Annotated in this window: 17 protein-coding genes; 2 read left to right on the top strand and 15 right to left on the bottom strand. The window is 49.0% G+C overall.

From position 1 onward, the window contains the following. Positions 1–49: 49 nt before the first annotated feature. Positions 50–817 carry a transporter substrate-binding domain-containing protein gene (locus OQ477_RS03070; protein WP_015240174.1) on the bottom strand — a complete coding sequence of 256 codons (768 nt, stop codon included), beginning with the start codon at positions 815–817 and terminating at the stop codon, positions 50–52. A 246-nt stretch (positions 818–1,063) separates the two neighbouring features. Continuing rightward, positions 1,064–1,501: a bacilliredoxin BrxB gene (gene brxB, locus OQ477_RS03065; protein WP_003153223.1), complete on the bottom strand. Its 438-nt coding sequence runs from the start codon at positions 1,499–1,501 to the stop codon at positions 1,064–1,066. Between the two features lie 178 nt (positions 1,502–1,679). On the opposite strand from brxB, the gene OQ477_RS03060 reads away from it, so the two are divergent. Next, positions 1,680–2,576, top strand: a complete 897-nt coding sequence (locus tag OQ477_RS03060) for a YegS/Rv2252/BmrU family lipid kinase (protein WP_265971336.1) — start codon at positions 1,680–1,682, stop codon at positions 2,574–2,576. Between the two features lie 45 nt (positions 2,577–2,621). Here the strand turns inward: OQ477_RS03060 and OQ477_RS03055 are convergent, their stop codons facing one another. The 8 genes from OQ477_RS03055 to OQ477_RS03020 form a co-directional block, all read right to left on the bottom strand. Then, positions 2,622–3,884 carry a dihydrolipoamide acetyltransferase family protein gene (locus OQ477_RS03055; protein WP_265971334.1) on the bottom strand — a complete coding sequence of 421 codons (1,263 nt, stop codon included), beginning with the start codon at positions 3,882–3,884 and terminating at the stop codon, positions 2,622–2,624. 21 nt (positions 3,885–3,905) lie between these two features. Next, positions 3,906–4,889 carry a 3-methyl-2-oxobutanoate dehydrogenase subunit beta gene (gene bfmBAB / locus OQ477_RS03050; RefSeq protein ID WP_032874088.1) on the bottom strand — a complete coding sequence of 328 codons (984 nt, stop codon included), beginning with the start codon at positions 4,887–4,889 and terminating at the stop codon, positions 3,906–3,908. A gap of 12 nt (positions 4,890–4,901) precedes the next feature. Continuing rightward, positions 4,902–5,894, bottom strand: coding sequence for a thiamine pyrophosphate-dependent dehydrogenase E1 component subunit alpha (locus tag OQ477_RS03045; protein WP_007408383.1), 993 nt, complete (start codon positions 5,892–5,894; stop codon positions 4,902–4,904). Between the two features lie 22 nt (positions 5,895–5,916). Beyond that, positions 5,917–7,338, bottom strand: coding sequence for a dihydrolipoyl dehydrogenase (gene lpdA, locus OQ477_RS03040; RefSeq protein ID WP_265971331.1), 1,422 nt, complete (start codon positions 7,336–7,338; stop codon positions 5,917–5,919). Next, positions 7,328–8,443 (bottom strand): butyrate kinase, encoded by a 1,116-nt coding sequence (gene buk / locus OQ477_RS03035; protein ID WP_265971329.1) that lies wholly within the window; start codon positions 8,441–8,443, stop codon positions 7,328–7,330. The genes lpdA and buk overlap by 11 nt, the downstream gene beginning before the upstream one ends. A 17-nt stretch (positions 8,444–8,460) precedes the next feature. After that, complete coding sequence (gene bcd, locus OQ477_RS03030) at positions 8,461–9,555, bottom strand: branched-chain amino acid dehydrogenase (protein ID WP_003153209.1); 1,095 nt, start codon at positions 9,553–9,555, stop codon at positions 8,461–8,463. A gap of 13 nt (positions 9,556–9,568) precedes the next feature. After that, positions 9,569–10,462: a phosphate butyryltransferase gene (gene yqiS, locus OQ477_RS03025; RefSeq protein ID WP_265971326.1), complete on the bottom strand. Its 894-nt coding sequence runs from the start codon at positions 10,460–10,462 to the stop codon at positions 9,569–9,571. A 122-nt stretch (positions 10,463–10,584) separates the two neighbouring features. Then, positions 10,585–12,654 carry a sigma 54-interacting transcriptional regulator gene (locus OQ477_RS03020; protein WP_265971324.1) on the bottom strand — a complete coding sequence of 690 codons (2,070 nt, stop codon included), beginning with the start codon at positions 12,652–12,654 and terminating at the stop codon, positions 10,585–10,587. Between the two features lie 153 nt (positions 12,655–12,807). On the opposite strand from OQ477_RS03020, the gene OQ477_RS03015 reads away from it, so the two are divergent. Further along, positions 12,808–13,050, top strand: a complete 243-nt coding sequence (locus OQ477_RS03015; RefSeq protein WP_007408378.1) for a DUF2627 domain-containing protein — start codon at positions 12,808–12,810, stop codon at positions 13,048–13,050. Between the two features lie 28 nt (positions 13,051–13,078). Here the strand turns inward: OQ477_RS03015 and prpB are convergent, their stop codons facing one another. Genes prpB through OQ477_RS02990 form a run of 5 tightly spaced genes read right to left on the bottom strand, consistent with a single transcriptional unit; the run spans position 13,079 to position 18,591 of the window. Further along, entirely contained in the window at positions 13,079–13,984 is a 906-nt protein-coding gene (prpB, locus tag OQ477_RS03010; protein WP_265971322.1) for a methylisocitrate lyase, read from the bottom strand. An 18-nt stretch (positions 13,985–14,002) separates the two neighbouring features. Then, positions 14,003–15,430: a bifunctional 2-methylcitrate dehydratase/aconitate hydratase gene (locus tag OQ477_RS03005; protein ID WP_265971320.1), complete on the bottom strand. Its 1,428-nt coding sequence runs from the start codon at positions 15,428–15,430 to the stop codon at positions 14,003–14,005. Positions 15,431–15,455: 25 nt separating this feature from the next. Continuing rightward, on the bottom strand, positions 15,456–16,553 hold the full coding sequence (gene mmgD / locus OQ477_RS03000; RefSeq protein WP_007408375.1) for a citrate synthase: 1,098 nt from the start codon (positions 16,551–16,553) through the stop codon (positions 15,456–15,458). A gap of 23 nt (positions 16,554–16,576) precedes the next feature. After that, complete coding sequence (locus OQ477_RS02995; RefSeq protein WP_265971317.1) at positions 16,577–17,710, bottom strand: acyl-CoA dehydrogenase; 1,134 nt, start codon at positions 17,708–17,710, stop codon at positions 16,577–16,579. Between the two features lie 29 nt (positions 17,711–17,739). Beyond that, the gene (locus OQ477_RS02990) at positions 17,740–18,591 is read right to left on the bottom strand and encodes a 3-hydroxybutyryl-CoA dehydrogenase (RefSeq protein ID WP_038459139.1); all 852 of its coding nucleotides are present in this window, start codon (positions 18,589–18,591) and stop codon (positions 17,740–17,742) included. Positions 18,592–18,602: the final 11 nt, after the last annotated feature.

The following is an 18,602-nucleotide window of genomic DNA, read 5'->3' as shown; positions in this document are numbered from 1 at the left end:
CTTTGTCTTTATTCAAGATAAAAAGCTCAACGAAAAGTTGAGCTTTCTTTTATTTCTCGTTGGTGAACCATTTTTTCTTCAGTTTTTCGATTTCTCCGTTTTTCTCCATTTCTTTCAGCGCTTTGTTGAACTTCGCTGTCAGATCACTGTCTTTGCGGAACGCAATCGCGGAGCCCGATTCGTCTGATTTCGCATCTGCTGACGCAAAGCCCTGCAGATCTTGATTTGAACTGAAATAGCCTTGTGCTACGATGTCTTCGATAATCGCGGCATCAAAACGCCCGGATTTGATCTCTTCGGTTAAGTCTGAGATCCGGTTGCGGTCTTCGAGCTGAAAACCGTATTTCGAAGCGAGCTTCTTGCCTTTTTCCTCTTGAATGGAGCCGAGCTGAACACCGACGGTTTTGCCTTTCAGATCATTCAGGGATTTAATGCTGCTTCCCTTTTTCGTAACAATCATATTGTTAGCAGTATAATAAATATCAGAAAAATCAACTTGCTTTTTCCGTTCCGGCGTAGGTGTCATTCCAGATAAAATCATATCTACCTGCTTGGACTTCAAGGCTGTAATCAGGCTGTTGAAGTCCATGTCCTGCACCTCAACATCATAGCCGGTCTTTTTGCCCAGAGCTTTTGCCAGATCAACGTCAAACCCGGTGATCTGATCGCCGTCTTTATATTCAAATGGTTTATAGTCAGCCGATGTACCCATAATCAGCTTGTTCTTTCCGCCCTCTGAGCCTGAATTGCCTGATCCGCAGGCGGACAGCGCAAAGGTGATACATGCGGCAGCTAATACCAACAGCCATTTCTTCATGATTCATTTCCCCCATATCTACTGATCTCTTAAAATTGAATATTTATTCGTTAACTTGTATTTTAAACACTTTTTAAGTGTGATGCAATACTATTTTTGAAAAATATATTTTCCTTTCTGTGTTTATTATAGTCATTGTTTTTCAGATTAGTGACAGCTGAACGCCGATGTATAAATATTTATATTTATACAGATTCCATATAAAAAACCCCGGAGCAAGCACTTGCTCCGGGGTTTTTCTTTCACTTATACTTCTTCACAATATTCTTCAAATGCTTCCTGCAGTTTTGTGACGACGGCCATCGGCTCATGGCCTTCAATTTCATGGCGTTCCACCATTTTCATGATTTTCCCGTCTTTTAAAATGGCAAATGACGGAGAGGACGGCGGATAGCCTTCAAAGTATTCTCTCGCTTTGGCTGTCGCTTCTTTATCCTGTCCGGCAAATACCGTCACAAGCTGATCCGGGCGTTTATCGTAATGTACGGAATGGTACGCGGCAGGCCGTGCAATACCGCCTGCGCATCCGCACACAGAGTTGACCATGACGAGTGTCGTTCCTTTTTTCGAAAGCGCTTCGTCCACTTCCTCAGCGGTTTTCAGCTCTGTATACCCGGCGGCCGTGATTTCCTGGCGGGCTTGACGCACGACATCATTCATAAATAAATTAAAATCCATATTCAACTGGGACCTCTCCTTTTTGATCATCTCTTCTTATGATAGCAAGGAACCTCCCTATCGGCAAATGACACCGCTCATATCCAATTGTTTTTTGTCCCTTTTATGTTCCCGATGTAAGTTTATGACCCTTTAAAAACGGGAAACTTGGTAAGGAGATTGTCTGAAATAAAGGAGCAGTCATATGAGCCAACGGAAAGCAGTTTTAATTTATAACGGAAACGCCGGTCAAAAGCAGATTGATAAAACGCTCGGCACGGTCATCCCCATTTTGGCCCAGTCAGCTGACGAACTTCTGATTAAACCGACCAAACATCAGGATGACGCCCGTCAGTATTGTGAAAATCTCGACAGTTCAGTTGACCATTTATATATTTTAGGCGGAGACGGCACTGTGCATCAATGCATCAACAGCATCAGCAAGCGTGATCACAGACCCGCTGTCGGCATTTTGCCGGGAGGAACGTGCAACGATTTCTCCCGGGCGCTCGGCATCCCGCAAAACCTCCAAAAGGCCGCTGAAGCGCTCGCGGCCGGACATAAACGGATGATTGACGTCTGTAAAACGGATGACGGCTATTTTCTGAACTTCTGGGGCATCGGACTGATCACCGAAGCATCAAGCCATATCAATGAAACTGAAAAAGCATGGCTTGGTAAAATCAGCTACTTCACGAGCGCCTTGCGGACGATGACAAGCGCGAACCCGTTTCCTGTCAAATTGACGATTGACGGCGAGGTGAAAGAAGACGAAGCCGTAATGGTGCTTGTCATGAACGGGCATTATATCGGGACAAACAGAGTTCCCCTGCCTGATGCCAGCCTCCAGGACGGCTTAGCCGATGTGTTAATCTGCCGCAACACAAGCCTTGCCGCGCTGCGGGAGCTGATGACGATGGAGCAGGGTTCATTTGATGATTTCAAAGGGGAGCTGTCCTATATTCAGGCCTCCAGAATTGAAATCGAAACCGGACGTGAAATGGACGCGGATACAGATGGCGAGGTATACGGAACAACACCTTGTACGATCGAAGTGAAAAAACATCATCTCACTATGCTTGTTCCCGAGGATTCACAATAAAAATAAAAAAAGCTCCTTTTGCCGCCCGGACAAAAGGAGTTTTTTTTAATAGACGGAAGTATGTTCATCAATGTTTTCTAAGATCTCTTTGACGCGTCCGAGGAATCGGCCGCACACGAGCCCGTCGAGCACCCTGTGATCTAAAGACAGGCAAAGATTAACCATATCACGAACGGCGATCATCCCGTTATTCATGACAACCGGACGTTTGACGATAGATTCTACCTGAAGAATCGCTGCCTGCGGATGGTTGATAATGCCCATAGATTGAACTGAGCCGAAAGATCCCGTGTTATTGACGGTAAATGTGCCGCCCTGCATATCTTCCGCAGTAAGTTTTCCGTTTCTCACTTTTTTCGCAAGATCCGTTATTTCTCTGGCTATGCCTTTAATCGTTTTTTCATCAGCATGCTTAATAACCGGAACAAACAGCGAATCTTCCGTGGCAACGGCAATGGAGATGTTGATGTCTTTCTTTTGGACGATTTTGTCTCCCGCCCACATGCTGTTCATCTGCGGGAACTCCTTGAGAGCCTGCGCCGCGGCTTTTACAAAGAAAGCGAAAAATGTTAAATTAAAGCCTTCTTTCTGTTTAAATGAGTCTTTAATGCTGTTTCTGTACGCCGTCATGTTCGTGACGTCGACTTCCATCATCGTCCAGGCATGCGGAATTTCTGTTTTGCTTTTATGCATATTGGCGGCGATGGCTTTTCTGACGCCTGTAACCGGAATTTCAATATCACCGGCTGACAGAGCTGGTGCCGGCGCTTGTTTTTGCTGTTGTTTCGGCGCTTGTTGCGTTGTTTGAACGGCAGCCGGCGCCGGTGCTTCCGACTTCTGCTGCATTCCCGAATCAATGATTTTTTGAATGTCTTTTCGCGTAATTCTTCCGCCTGCACCCGTTCCTTCAAGTTCTTCAAGCTGAATGCCGTTTTCTCCCGCTAATCTGAGCACGGCCGGCGAATAACGCGCTTTATTTGACTGGTCTTTACCTTGACGGTTTGCACCGGTGTCTGAAGGGGTATTCTGCTCTTCTTCCCGCTTCAGCGCCGCTTCGGTTTCCGTTTCTTCTGTTTCAATTTTGCAGATGATCTCGCCGACTGCAAGAGTCTGGCCTTCTTCTCCTACAAGTTCTGTAATCGTACCGGTAAAAGAAGACGGCACCTCCGCATTCACTTTATCCGTCATGACCTCCGCGATGGGGTCATATTTATTCACTTGATCACCGGGGGATACCAGCCACTTGCTGATCGTCCCTTCCGTCACGCTCTCTCCGAGCTGAGGCATAGCCATTTGTTCAATCGCCATGTCAAAAACCTCCTTACGTCTTTAAAACTCCGCTAATTCTCTCATCGCGGCTTCTGCTTTGTCAGGATTCATCATGAAGTATTTTTCCATTGCCGGTGCATAAGGCATTGCCGGAACATCAGGACCTGCAAGCCGCTTGATCGGCGCGTCTAAATCAAATAAGCAGTTTTCAGAAATAATGGCGGCGACCTCGCTCATAATGCCGCCTTCTTTCGTATCTTCTGTGATCAGCAATACTTTTCCCGTTTTAGACGCGGCTTCAATGATGGCTTCTTTATCTAACGGATAAACCGTACGCAAGTCTAATACGTGCGCGGAAATTCCGTCTTTTTCAAGACGCTCGGCAGCCTGCAGAGCAAAATGGACGCATAATCCGTACGTAATAACAGTAATGTCGCTGCCTTCGCGTTTTACATCCGCCTTTCCGATCGGAAGGACGTAATCATCCGCAGGGACTTCGCCTTTAATCAGACGGTACGCCCTCTTATGTTCGAAAAACAGCACCGGATCTTCGTCACGGACTGCAGCTTTCAACAGCCCTTTTGCGTCATAAGGAGTTGAAGGCATGACAATTTTAAGGCCCGGCTGGTTGGCAAAAATGGCCTCCACAGATTGGGAATGATACAACGCGCCGTGCACGCCGCCGCCGTAAGGCGCTCTGATGACCATCGGACAGCTCCAATCATTGTTTGAACGGTAGCGTATTTTTGCCGCTTCTGAAATGATTTGGTTGACCGCAGGCAGAATGAAATCGGCAAACTGCATCTCGGCAATCGGACGCATGCCGTACATCGCGGCGCCGATCCCGACACCGGCAATCGCTGATTCAGCAAGCGGCGTATCCATCACCCGCTCTTCTCCGAACTGTTCATAGAGACCCGCCGTGGCTTTAAACACGCCGCCTTTTCTCCCGACGTCTTCCCCAAGAACAAACACGCGCGGATCTCTTTCCATTTCTTCTTTCATTGCTGCATTAATACTGTCAATATAAGACATTACAGACATAAGTATTCCTCCCTACTTCGCATAAACGTGATCAAGCGTTGATTCAGGAGATGCGTATGGCGCTTTCTCCGCTTCGTCTGTCGCTTCGTTTACGATAGCCATGATGTCATCCAGCATGGTCTTTTCTTCTTCTTCACCTAGAAGCCCGGCTTCTTGCAAGTATGCTTTGTATAAAAGAAGCGGATCTTGTTTCTTCGCTTCTTCTACTTCTTCGCGTTCTCTGTAGCTGCTGTCGTCGTCATCACTGGAATGCGGCGTCAAACGGTAGGAAACCGTTTCTATTAATGTAGGGCCTTCGCCTTTAGATGCCCGTTCGCGCGCTTCTTTTACGGCCCGGTAAACTTCCAGCAGGTCGTTTCCGTCAACAGTGACTCCCGGCATGCCGTAGCCTGCCGCCCGGTCGGATATTTTCTCGCACGCCACCTGTCTGTCATACGGGACAGAAATGGCATACTTATTGTTTTCACACATGAAAATGACAGGCAGTTTATACACGGCGGCAAAGTTTGCCCCTTCGTGAAAATCCCCCTGGTTGGAAGATCCTTCTCCAAAGGTAACGAAAGAGACGATATCCTTTTTATCCATGCGTCCCGCAAGCGCGATTCCGACTGCGTGAGGAACCTGCGTCGTAACAGGGGATGAGCCCGTTACGATTCTGTTTTCCTTTTGCCCGAAGTGGCCCGGCATCTGCCTTCCGCCTGAGTTCGGGTCAGCTGCTTTCGCAAAACCCGACATCATCAAATCCTTTGCAGTCATACCGAATGCAAGCACAACCCCTATATCTCTGTAGTACGGAAGCACATAGTCGGTATCACGGTTTAAGGCATAGGCCGCGCCTACTTGCGCCGCTTCCTGTCCTTGACATGAAACAACGAACGGAATTTTGCCCGAGCGGTTTAAGAGCCACATTCTTTCGTCGATTTTTCTGGCTAACAGCATGGTTCTATACATTTCAACGGCTTCTTCGTCAGAGAGCCCTAATGCTTGATGGCGGTTTGTAGTCATTCAAACCCCTCCTTCTTTCCTTTTAAAAATGAATCGCGTTTCCGTCTGCGGCTAACGCAGCTTCTCCAATCGCCTCTGAAAGGGACGGATGCGGATGTATGGACTGGCCGATTTCCCAAGGCGTCGCGTCGAGCACCTTGGCAAGCCCCGCTTCAGAGATCATATCGGTGACGTGCGGGCCGATCATATGAACACCGAGAATATCATCTGTATTCCGATCGGCGACGATTTTGACAAAGCCGTCGCTTTCTCCGTATACAAGAGCCTTTCCGATCGCCATGAACGGAAACTTCCCGATCTTCAGGTCATGCCCTTTTCGAAGAGCTTCCTCTTCTGTCAGACCGACGCTCGCCGCTTCCGGATTTGAATAAATACATTTCGGCACAAGAGCGGCATCAAGCGGAGCCGGATTAAGACCCGCCATATGCTCAACGGCAATGATGCCCTCACGGGAGGCCACATGCGCAAGCTGCAGCCCGCCGACAACATCACCGATCGCATAAATGTGCGATTCCTTCGTCTGCCCGGCTTCGTTCACGGTGATAGAACCGTTTTCCGCTTCAATATCCGTGTTTTCAAGCCCGATCCCTTCAATGTTCGGCTGGCGGCCGATGGAAACAAGCATTTGTTCCGCGTGATACGTTTCTTTTTTTCCATTCTTTTCAGCGGCAATTGAAACGCCGTCCGCTTTTTCCAATGTATCCGGAAGCACTTTCGCACCCGTCACGACCTTAATTCCTTTTTTCGTTAACAGTTTTTCCATCTCGCTTGAAATATCACGGTCTTCCGTCGGCAAAATGCGGTCCGCATATTCAATCACAGTGATATTGACGCCGAAATCGTTCAGCATGGATGCCCATTCAATTCCGATGACACCGCCGCCGACGATCATCATGGATTGGGGCAGACGTTCAAGCTCTAACGCTTCATCTGATGTCAGAATATATGTACCGTCTGCTTCTAAACCCGGCAGCATTTTCGGCCTTGAACCGGTTGCGATAATCAATTGTTTCGGTATCAGCATGTCGTTTTCTTCACCATTTGCGTATTCGACGGAAACCGTACCGGGAAGAGGTGAGAAGATGGAAGGGCCGAGCATACGTCCGTACCCGTTGAATACATCAATCTTCCCCTTTTTCATCAAGTGGGCGACACCGCCGGCCAGCCGGTCAACGATTCCCTGCTTTCGTTTTTGCACGCTGTCAAAGCGGAGGGAGACACCTTCCGTTTCAATGCCGAATGCTGCCGCTTCCTTTGCGGTTCGGTACACTTCCGCGCTTCTTAACAGCGCTTTACTCGGGATACATCCTTTATGCAGGCATGTTCCGCCGAGCTTTTCTTTTTCTACAACGGCCGTTTTTAAGCCGAGCTGGGCCGCTCTGATGGCGGCTACATAACCGCCCGTGCCGCCGCCCAGAATGACCACATCATACTCAGTCGCCATTTGTTTTCACTCCTTCGCCGATCTGATATTGCTTTGACTGCTCCTCACCGGCTAAAACCCGAAGCGCGCCTTGCGCGAGAGATTGCAGTTCATTTTCTCCCGGGTACACCAGTACATCCGAAATCCAATCTATGTACGATCTGATGGCGGATACGAAACTTTTCCCGTACGCCAATCCGCCCGTCAGGACGATAATGTCTACTTTTCCTTTTAAAACGGCGCTTGCCGCCCCGATTTCTTTTGCTACTTGATAAGCCATGGCGTCATAAATGAGACGCGCGTTTTCATCTCCGGCCTGAATGCGTTTTTCCACCTTCACCGCGTCCGTTGTCCCCAGGTAGCCGGAGAGTCCGCCCGTGCCGACAAGTTTTTTCATCATATCGGCTTTTGAATATTTGCCGGAAAAACACATCTCCACCAAATCACCCGCCGGAACGGTTCCCGCGCGCTCCGGGCTGAAGGGTCCTTCTCCGTGAAGCCCGTTGTTGACATCCGTCACCCGTCCGCAATCATGGACACCGACTGTGGTGCCGCCGCCCATATGAGTGACGATCATCTTCATCTGTTCATACCGTTTGCCGAGGGACGCCGCAGCCTGACGGGCAACAGCTTTTTGGTTCAAAGCATGGAAAATGCTTTTCCGCTTGATTTCAGGCATTCCTGATACTTTGGCGAGCGGAGTCATCTCATCCACCACGACTGGATCGACGATATACGCGGGGATATTTAATCCGTCAGCTATTTCCCTGGCAATAATTCCGCCCAGATTAGAAGCATGCTGGCCGTTGTAGCCGTTTTTCAAATCAATGATCATGGCGTCATTCACTTCATATGTGCCGCCCTCAATCGGTCTGAGCAGGCCGCCCCTGGCACAAACGGCATCGAACTTTGAAATGTTGATGCCCTGTTCGTGCAAAGACTCAAGAATGCTTATTTTTCGAAATTCGTATTGGTCGATGATGGTGTTAAATGTTTTCAGCTCTTCTTCGGGATGCCGCAGCGTCTTTTCAAAGATACAGCGTTCATTGTGAAAGACACCGATTTTCGTTGATGTTGAGCCTGGATTCAGAATGAGAATGCGTTTTTCCTTTTCGAACATTTTCATACCTCCAGATCAAATTCCTATCGTCTGCTTAATATACTTTGGCCGTTTTGCAGAAACTGGCTTCTTGAACGGCGCATGCGCTCAATTCGTTCCTCGGCCAGACGGTCAGCCGCTAAGTATGTCGGAATGCCGTCACGCGCGGAAATATCGAGCACCCGCTCAATGTTTGCATAGATGCCTTCAACCTTTTTCAAAGCCCGCTCAGCATTGTAGCCGTAAAGCTCATCGGCCACATTGATGACGCCGCCTGCATTGATGACATAATCCGGAGCGTACACGATTCCCATTTCATGAATGGTATCGCCGTGACGTGTTTCTTTCAGCTGGTTATTGGCCGCTCCCGCAATGACTTTCGCCTTCAGCTGTTTAATCGTGTCATCGTTAATGACGGCGCCGAGAGCACATGGGGCATAAATATCGCACGCCTGTGAGTAAATGTCGCCGGGATCAACTGCGCGGGCGCCGAAGTCCTCAACGGCACGTTTAACAGATTCTTTATTGATATCCGTTACGATTAAAGAAGCGCCTTCTTCGTGAAGGTGGCGGCATAGATTGTAAGCCACATTTCCCACGCCTTGCACGGCAATTGTTTTACCTTCCAGTGAATCAGTGCCAAACGCCGCTTTCGCTGCGGCTTTCATCCCTTTGTAGACGCCGTATGCCGTAACCGGGGACGGATTTCCTGATGAACCGAATGCCGGAGAAATTCCGGTTACATAGTCTGTTTCATCATGAATGATGTCCATATCTTCAACGGTTGTGCCGACGTCTTCCGCCGTAATATACCTTCCGTTTAAGCCTTGGATGTAGCGCCCGAACGCGCGGAACATTTCTTCATTTTTATCTTTGCGCGGGTCTCCGATAATAACGGTTTTCCCGCCGCCTAAGTTTAAACCGGCAGCCGCATTTTTATAAGTCATGCCTTTTGCGAGTCTTAGTGCATCTTCAATCGCCGCTTCTTCACTGTCATATGTCCACATTCTTGTTCCGCCGAGTGCTGGGCCGAGCGTCGTATCATGAATCGCGATGATCGCTTTTAATCCGGATTGTTCATCTTGGCAGAATACCAATTGTTCGTAATCATAAGTCTCCATATATTTAAAAATTTCCATAGGTTCGTTCCTCCTACTGTTCTTGTGATGCGCAAATCGCAAGCGCAATTGAATACAGTTTATTTTCTGCGGTATCCGCTCTGCTCGTTAATGTGATCGGCGCTTTTGCACCGGCGATGACGGCAGCAACATTTGCTTTCGCAAAATAAATCATTGACTTATAAAGCATATTTCCGGCCTCGATTGAAGGAACCAAGAGAATATCCGCCTGGCCCGCTACGCTTCCGGAAATCCCTTTTTGCAGCGCAGCCGCTTGGGATACGGCATTATCCAAAGCAAGCGGTCCGTCCGCAATGCAGCCGGTAATCTGTCCTCTGTTGCACATCTGGACGATCGCAGCCGCGTTCAGGGTCGCCTCCATTTTCGGATTAACCGTTTCAATAGCGGCAAGGACTGCGGCTTTCGGCATAGGGTTTCCTACTGAATGTGCGACATGAACCGCATTTTGCAGAATATGCCCGAGCTCTTCAAGAGACGGGGCAATGTTCAGCGCTGAATCAGTCACATACATCAGCCGGTCATAGTCCGGCACCTCAAAAACGGCTACATGTGACAACACCCTTTTTGAACGAAGCCCTTCATGGCGGTTTAAAACCGATTTCAGAAGAGTTGAGCTCGGGAGATTCCCTTTCATCAAAACGTCCGCCTCTTGTTCACGCACTGCGCGCACTGCTTTTGCCGCAGATTCTTCGGGTGAATCGGCGTGGATGATTTCAGCATTGAACTTCGGCTCATTTGCCAGTAGCTCTTTCAGCTTTCCGCTGTCACCCGTCAGTAAAACTCGGGCCGACAAGTGTTCTGCCGCCATTTTGACGGCCTGGATCACTTCTTTATCTGCTGCGTGGGCCACTGCAATGGTTTTTGCGTTTTTTGCCGCGGCTTTTTCAACTAGGTCTCTCAGCTTCATTTTGTACCACCTTCCTTGTGCGAATCCGCTTTTAACAATGCAAGTTCCGTGCCAAATATGCGGGAGGGTTTATTCCGGCTTTTTTCAAGAAAACATGCAGCTGTTTGCGCTTTCTCTGCAATTTATTGCATGCCGTCATTTGCAAGGCCGTACTTGTCCATTTTGTAGTACAGATTCCGAATGCTGACACCAAGCGCTTTTGCCGTTTTGGTTCGGTTGAATTTATGCTTTTCAAGCGTTTTTTGAATGACGTGCGCTTCAAATTTTTCAACAGCCTGAGACAGCTTTTCCCCTTCCACATCAGGAAAATCACTTTGGGTGCCGTTTTTTTCATTCAGCTCTGATTCAAAAACAGGCAGATGCTGCTGTTCGATCCGTTCCATGTGCGGCTCTAAAAATATCATTGCCCGTCCGAGAACATTTTCAAGCTCCCGGACGTTTCCCGGCCAGCTGTAGGCTGATAAAGCTCGCAGCGCGTTCGGCGTGAGCCCCTTTACATTGCGGCCGTAATCCTGATTGATTTTTTCAATGAGCCGAATGCTCAGCGCTTCAATATCTTCTTTGCGCTGCCGAAGCGGCGGGATTGAGATCGGATAGCGGTTAATCCGGTAATACAGGTCTTCACGGAACGCGCCTTCCGCCATGGCCTTTTCGATGTTGACGTTTGTCGCTGCGATAATTCTGACATTGACAGAAATCGCTTTAGCGCCGCCGACTCTGATAATTTCTTTTTCTTGCAGAACTCTGAGCAGCTTTGCCTGGGTGCTTTGGGTCAGCTCTCCGATTTCATCTAAGAAAATGCTGCCGTTATTCGCTTCTTCAAAAAGTCCTTTTTTGCCCCCGCGCCTCGCGCCCGTAAACGCGCCTTCCTCATAGCCGAAAAGCTCGGATTCTAGCAGGGATTCAGACAGGGCCGCACAATTGACCCGAATGAACTTATTGTATTTTCGGTCGCTTTCATTATGGATGGCGTGGGCGAAAAGTTCTTTTCCTGTGCCGGATTCTCCCCGCAGCAGAATCGTCGCCGGCGTTTTCGCCCCGAGCTTCGCCTGTTCAAGGGCGACCAGCATTTGTTCACTCGTGCCGATAATGTCGTCAAACGTGTATTTCGCTTCAAGCGTGCGGATGATCTGGCGCGCCCGATTCAGCTCAGCAGTCAGCGTTTTAATTTCTGACACATCGTGAATGACGCCGACGCTGCCTTTTAAAATACCGTCCACAATAACGGGGGCAACATTTACGATAACATCCTTTTTATTGGGACCGACCTTCATTCTCACACCCCGCACGGGCCGCCTTGTCCCCAATACTTTCAGGTGCATGCTTTCCCCTTCTGAGATATCGGTGGAAGCGGGTTTTCCGATGACTTCGCTTTCTGACAGCCCGGTCATTTTTGTATACGCTTTGTTGATTAACATTCCGATGCCGTTTTCATCAACGACAGAAATGGCCTCGTCTGATGATTGTATAATCGCTTCAAGCATGGTGCGGATTTGTTTTAAGTTCGTGACCTCTTCCGCCAGTTCAACTGCGTCGGTGATGTCTTTAAACACGCATAACGCGCCGAGAAGTTTTCCGCCTTCATCAATGATCGGCAGTCTTGTCGTGACAATCTGCAGGTGCTTTCCGAGAAGCTGCTTCTGGTTATATTCCGGCTCTCTCGTTTCCAGAATCCGCGGCAGCTTTGTGTTCGGCACTACATCTTTAATTTGGCGGCCGATGACATTCTCTCGTTTTTGGCCGACCATTTTTTCTGCCATCTGATTAAATAAAATGATCGTTTCGTTGACGTCTATAAAAATCATGCCGTCGTGCGTTGAATTAAAAATCCGGTCATGCTTATACGTCTGCGACTTCAGCATTTGGATAAGCTGCTGTTTTTCCTCCATCAGCTGAAACACCATGTATGCCAATTTTCCCGGCATGACGATGGTTTGTTCTTTTTTCTCATGGAGCAGCTCATCCATGACCGCTTTATCGCCTGTAGTATGGATGATAATATCTATATCTTCAGTTATGTAGGGTTTCCAATCTGATGAGGTTGCAATTCCATATCTCCGGGCTTCTTGCAGCCCTTGCGCCTCCGGATCTTGATCAACCACCGCAATAATCCGGATCAGCTTTGTTTTCATCAAAATCTGTAGGAGCGCCGTGCCTCCTTTACCAGCACCTATAATCAGCACCTTCTGCATCCCGATACCCCTTTATATGAAAAAATTTGCACACCTGTATTTCCCGTTGCAATAATTTGCACAACCCCTATGTTACCACGTTTTGATCTCTTGACAAAATATTTTTTCGATTGGACAATAAAGGAAAATATATCGTAAAGGGGTTTTCTGAATATGAGCCGGCTTGTTGCGCTTTTGATTCTGGTCCTCCCCGGCGCTGTCGCGGCGCTCGGCATTAAGCTGATGAGAGATGCATTATTCGGGCATGCGTTTTCCCCGTTTCCGTCCCTTTTTCTTCAGGGAGCGGCCGGATTGGCGTTTTTTTTGTTCGGCCTTTATGTTTTGGCCGGGTTTATTCTGTACAGAGATCGGAAACGCAATCAAGTCAGCCCGCGGTTCAGGAAAAAAAAGCTGTAAAAAAAGCCCTTGCAAAAAAAGGGCTTTTTCAGTCGTCCGGCAGTATCGTTTTGGCAATGGATTGATCCAGTTCTTCATAGTCATCGTAAGCGATCGTTTCATATAATTCTTTTCTCGTCTGCATATCCGAAAGCCCCTCTTTTTGAGAGCCTTCTTCTTTCAGAAGGCGGAAAATACGTTCAAAAGCCTTGGCCGCCGTTCTGAGTGACGTGACCGGGTAAATGACCATCTGACAGCCCATATCGGAAAATTCATCAGCACTGTAATACGGCGTTTTTCCGAATTCAGTCATATTTGCGAGAATCGGCACACTGGTTTGTTTGGAAAACGCTCTGAATTCACTTTCGGATTGGAGCGCTTCCGGAAAAACAGCGTCAGCACCGGCTTTTATATAAGCGGACACCCTTTTTAATGCTCCCTCCAGCCCTTCCTGCTGTCTGGCGTCTGTTCTCGCAACAACGAGAAGAGTCGGCGCGGCCCGCTTGACCGCTTGGATTTTTTGCGCCATTTCTTCAATCGGCACAAGCTGCTTCCCATTCAGATGTCCGCATTTTTTCGGCAGGCGCTGATCCTCCATTTGGACGGCGGCCGCGCGCGCTTCATACATTTCTTTCGCCGTCCGTGCGGCATTCAGCACGCCTCCGAAACCCGTGTCAATATCGACAAGGACGGGCAGATCAGACGAGCGGACCAGATCTTTAACCCGTTCAGCCATTTCCGACGACGTGATGATGCCTAAATCGGGCAGCCCTCTGCTCGCCGTGTAAGCCGCGCCTGATAAATATAGCGCCGAAAACCCCGTTTTTTTGGCGATAAGAGCGGCCATCGCATCGTGAGCGCCGGGGATCTGCAATAGATCCGGCGCTGCCATCAGCGCACGGAACCGCTCTGCAAGCTCCTCTTGAGACGACTGCTCGCTGACGATCCACGTCATGTTTGTCACCCTCCTATTTTATACGAGAAATAAGTCCATAAATTCACTAACGCTGAGCTTCTGCATTCGGCCGCTATGTTCGCAGGCCTCTTCGATTTTTCGCTGCTGCTTCAATGAAAAATGAGTGCTGATGTTTGCTGAAAACTTGGCAAGAATCTTCGGAACGGCTTCTTTTCTGCGGAACCGGTGCCCGAGCGGGTATTCACATTCAATCCGTCCCGTAGCCGTGCCGTCTGTAAAATGCACCTGTACGGCATTTGATATGGATCGCTTATGCGGGTCTAAGTAATCTTTTGAGTACGCTTTGTGTTCCGTCACCTCCATTTTGCTCCGCAATGTATCAATTCGCGGGTCAGACGCCGTTTCCTCTTCATAATGATCGGCCGTGATATCTCCGAAAAGCAGCCCGATTGCCGTAATGTACTGGAGGCAGTGATCCCGGTCAGCCGGATTGTGAAGCGGCCCTTTTTTATCGATAATCCGGATTGCCGACTCATGGGTCATAATCGTGATCCTATCAATGTCTTCGATGCGGTCTTTCACCTCCGGATGAAGCCGGACCGCGCATTCCGCCGCTGTCTGGGCGTGAAATTCAGCCGGGTAGGATACTTTAAACAAAACATTCTCCATCACATAGGACCCAAGCGGGCGGGCAAGCTTTATTTCCTGCCGGTTAAATAATACGTCTTGAAATCCCCACCCAGATGCGGTCAGAGCCGTCGGGTACCCCATTTCACCTTTGTGCGCCATAAGGGCCAAATATACCCCTCTGCTCGTCGCGTCGCCGGCCGCCCATGATTTGCGTGATCCGGTATTCGGCGCATGACGGTACGTTCTGAGGCTTGAATTATCAATCCAGGCATGAGATACGGCGTTATTGATTTCCTCTTTTGAGCCGCCCAGCATTTGCGCGCAAACAGCCGCAGTCGCCACTTTCACAAACAGCACATGGTCAAGCCCCACTCTGTTTAAGCTGTTTTCCAAAGCGAGAATTCCTTGAATTTCGTGCGCTTTGATCATTGCGCAAAGCACATCGCGCACGATAAGCGGTTCTTTCCCTTCTGAAATCCGCACTCTTGATATATAATCCGCACAAGCCAATATGCCTCCGAGATTGTCAGACGGATGACCCCATTCCGCAGCAAGCCACGTATCATTATAATCGAGCCACCTGTTGATACAGCCGATATTAAAAGCAGCCGTGACCGGATCTAAAACAAAAGGCGTGCCCGGGACTCTGCTGCCGTTTGGCACGGAGGTTCCCGGGACAATCGGGCCGAGCAGCTTTGTACATTCGGGATAGCTGAGCGCCAAAATTCCGCAGCCTATCGTATCAAGAAGCACATGTCCTGCCGTAGCGAAAGCTTCTGAACTGTCAATCTCCTGATGGAGCACGTAGTCAGAAATCTCTTCGATTACAGCGTCCATTCGGCGGGGTTCTGTCATGTTTTCATCTTCCTTTCTCATCTGTTTACAGGCGCGCTCCGGTATAGCGGACACGCGGGCGGAAAAGCCGGTTTCGGCTGTGCTGTTCAATGACGTGGGCACACAGGCCGACCGTGCGTGCGCTGAAGAATATAGGCGTATACAGCGGTATCGGGATGCCGAGCATGTAATAGACCGGCGCTGCGTAGTAATCTAAGTTCGGATAAAGGCCTTTTTTCTCCCTCATGACGGTTTCGCCGGCTTCACACATATGATAAAGACGGAAATCACCTGAAAGATCAGACAGCTTTTTTAACGCTTCTTTCATCATAAGCGCCCTCGGGTCCATTTTTTTCATGTAGACACGGTGGCCGAAACCCATGATTTTTTCTTTGTTTGCGAGTTTTTGAGTTAATAATTGTGTAAACCCGTCTGTATCCTTCGCTTCCTCAAGCATGTACATAACCGCTTCGTTCGCGCCGCCGTGAAGATTTCCCTTAAGCGAGGCGACGGCTCCGGTCAGAGCGCCGTAAATATCCGATTGCGTCGAAGCGATGACACGGGCCGTAAACGTTGAGTTCGGCAATTCATGCTCACTGTATAAAAGAAGCGACCGGTCGAAGATTTCTTCTTCCAAAGATGACGGCGTTTTTCCGGTAATCATATATAAAAAGTTTGCGCTGTATGATAAGGTTCCGACCGGCGCCAAAGGCTCCAGCCCGTTGATGACTCGATAGCTGTTGACCGTCAGATTCGGCATTTTGCCTATCAGTCCGCGTACGCGGTGCTGATTTACGGAAGATGAACGGTCATCGATGTCCTTGTCAAAGCCTCCAAGCGCGGACAAACCCGTCCTCAGTCCGTCCATCGGGTGAGTATGTTCGGGCAGCAGACGGCATATGTGCAAGATTTCCTCGGGAAGGTGTCCGCCGCGCCGAACGTCTTCTTCAAGCGCCGCCTTCTCTTTCGCATCAGGAAGTCTGTCTTCCAATAAGAGATGAACAATGTCCATATAGCCGGCCGTTTTAGAAAGCTCAATCAGATCGTGGCCTTTGATTAAAATACTGCCCTGCTGTGTATCCAGGAAAGAAATCCCCGTTTCCACCGCAATGACGCCATCTAAACCGGGAGAATAAGATTCCATGGTTTCGCTCCTTTGCGCACTTTTTATTGAAGAAGATACTTAGAAATAATCAGCCTTTGAATCTCATTGGTTCCTTCATAGATTTGCGTGACTTTCGCATCCCGAAATAAACGCTCCGCGGGATACTCTTTCATATAGCCGTAGCCGCCGTGAATCTGCACAGCCTCCACCGCCGCTTTCATCGCCGCATCGGACGCGAATTGCTTCGCCATAGATGCTTCTTTTCCGCACGGAAGCCCTCGCTGATACAGATCAGCAGCATGATAGACCAATAATTTGGCAGCTTCCGCATTCGTCGCCATGTCAGATAATTTAAATGAAACGGCCTGATTCGAAGCGATGGGTCTGCCGAACTGGCTGCGGGTTTTGGCGTACTCCACCGAGCAGCCGAGCGCCGCTTCGATAATCCCGAGCGCCTGAGCCGCTATGCCGATCCGTCCGACTTCAAGGTTTTTCATGGCGATTGAAAAGCCTTCGCCCTCTTCGCCGAGCCGGTTTTCAATCGGAATTTCCGCTTGGTCAAACTGCAATTCGACAGTATTGGAACCTAACAATCCGAGCTTTTTTTCTTTTTTTCCGACAGAAAAACCGGGTGTGTTTTTTTCAACGATAAACGCTGAAATTCCCTTTCTCCCCTTACCCGGATCGGTTATGGCGAATGTCAGATACAGATCTGCCGCTCCGCCGTTTGTAATAAAGATTTTTGAACCGTTCAGAATATATGAACCGCCTTTTCGCACGGCTCTTGTTTTCAGGCTTCCCGCATCAGATCCGGATTGAGGCTCAGTAAGCGCAAAAGCCCCAATATATTCGCCCGCTGCCAGCTTCGGAATATACGTTTGTTTTTGGGCTTCTGTCCCGAAATGCAAAATCGGGATTGTCCCTACTGATGTGTGGACGGACAAAATGACGCCGACGGCCGCGCTGACTTTTGATATTTCATGAATCGCTAAAATGTAAGATGTTGTATCAGCACCCGCCCCGCCGTAAGTTTCCGGGACGGGAATACCCATCAATCCCGCTTCGCCCATTTTTTTAATCAGCCGCTCCGGAAATTCATCTGTTGATTCCATGAGCTCAACCACCGGCGCGATTTCCTTGCGGGCAAAATCACGCACCATTTTTCTCATCATGATGTGCTCTTCTGTAAAATGCATGGCTGCCGTCTCCCCTCATGATCTTTACGTCATCTGCCGTACTCATAAAAACCGCGCCCGCTTTTTTTGCCGAGCCAGCCGGCGCTGACATATTTTCTGAGCAGAGGGCATGGGCGGTATTTCGGATCTCCGAGCCCCGCATAGAGAACCTCCATAATGGAAAGGCACGTATCCAGCCCGATGAAGTCAGCTAAAGTTAAAGGACCCATCGGATGCCGCATGCCGAGCTTCATCACCGCATCAATCGCTTCCTTTGAAGCTGCTCCTTCGTAAAGGCAATAAACGGCTTCGTTAATCATCGGCATTAATATGCGATTGGATATAAAGCCCGGGAAGTCATTGACTTCGACAGGGGTTTTATTCATCCGGACGGCAAGCTTCTTTACTGTTTCCGCCGTTTCTTCCGATGTGGCGAGTCCTCTGATGACTTCGACAAGCTCCATGACAGGAACCGGATTCATAAAATGCATGCCGATTACTTTTTCAGGCCTTTTTGTGGCCGCGGCAAGCTCCGTAATGGGAAGAGAAGACGTATTGCTTGCCAATACGGCATGAGGGGGACAGATTTTATCTAGTGTGTCAAACAATTCTGCTTTTGCTTTTTTGTTTTCTGCAATGGCTTCAATTATAAAATCAGCATCTTCCGCTTCTGTGAGTTCTGCCGGGGAAATACGGCTGAAAACGGCATCTGTCTCCTGCTGTGACTTCCGTCCTTTTGCCTGCTCTTTCTCCAGGTTTGTCTTTATGCGGTGAAGACCTTTTGTTACCGTTTCCGGCTCCCAATCGTATAACTTGACGGCAAACCCGGCTTCTGCAGCCGTCTGCGCGATGCCTGCTCCCATCTGACCCGCACCTGCGACCATGATTGTTTTCATCTTCATCCGGCGCTCCC

Origin of the sequence: Bacillus sp. ChL18, assembly GCF_026241425.1 — a bacterium.
Lineage (GTDB): Bacteria > Bacillota > Bacilli > Bacillales > Bacillaceae > Bacillus > Bacillus velezensis.
This window is presented reverse-complemented; position numbering and strand designations above follow the sequence as displayed.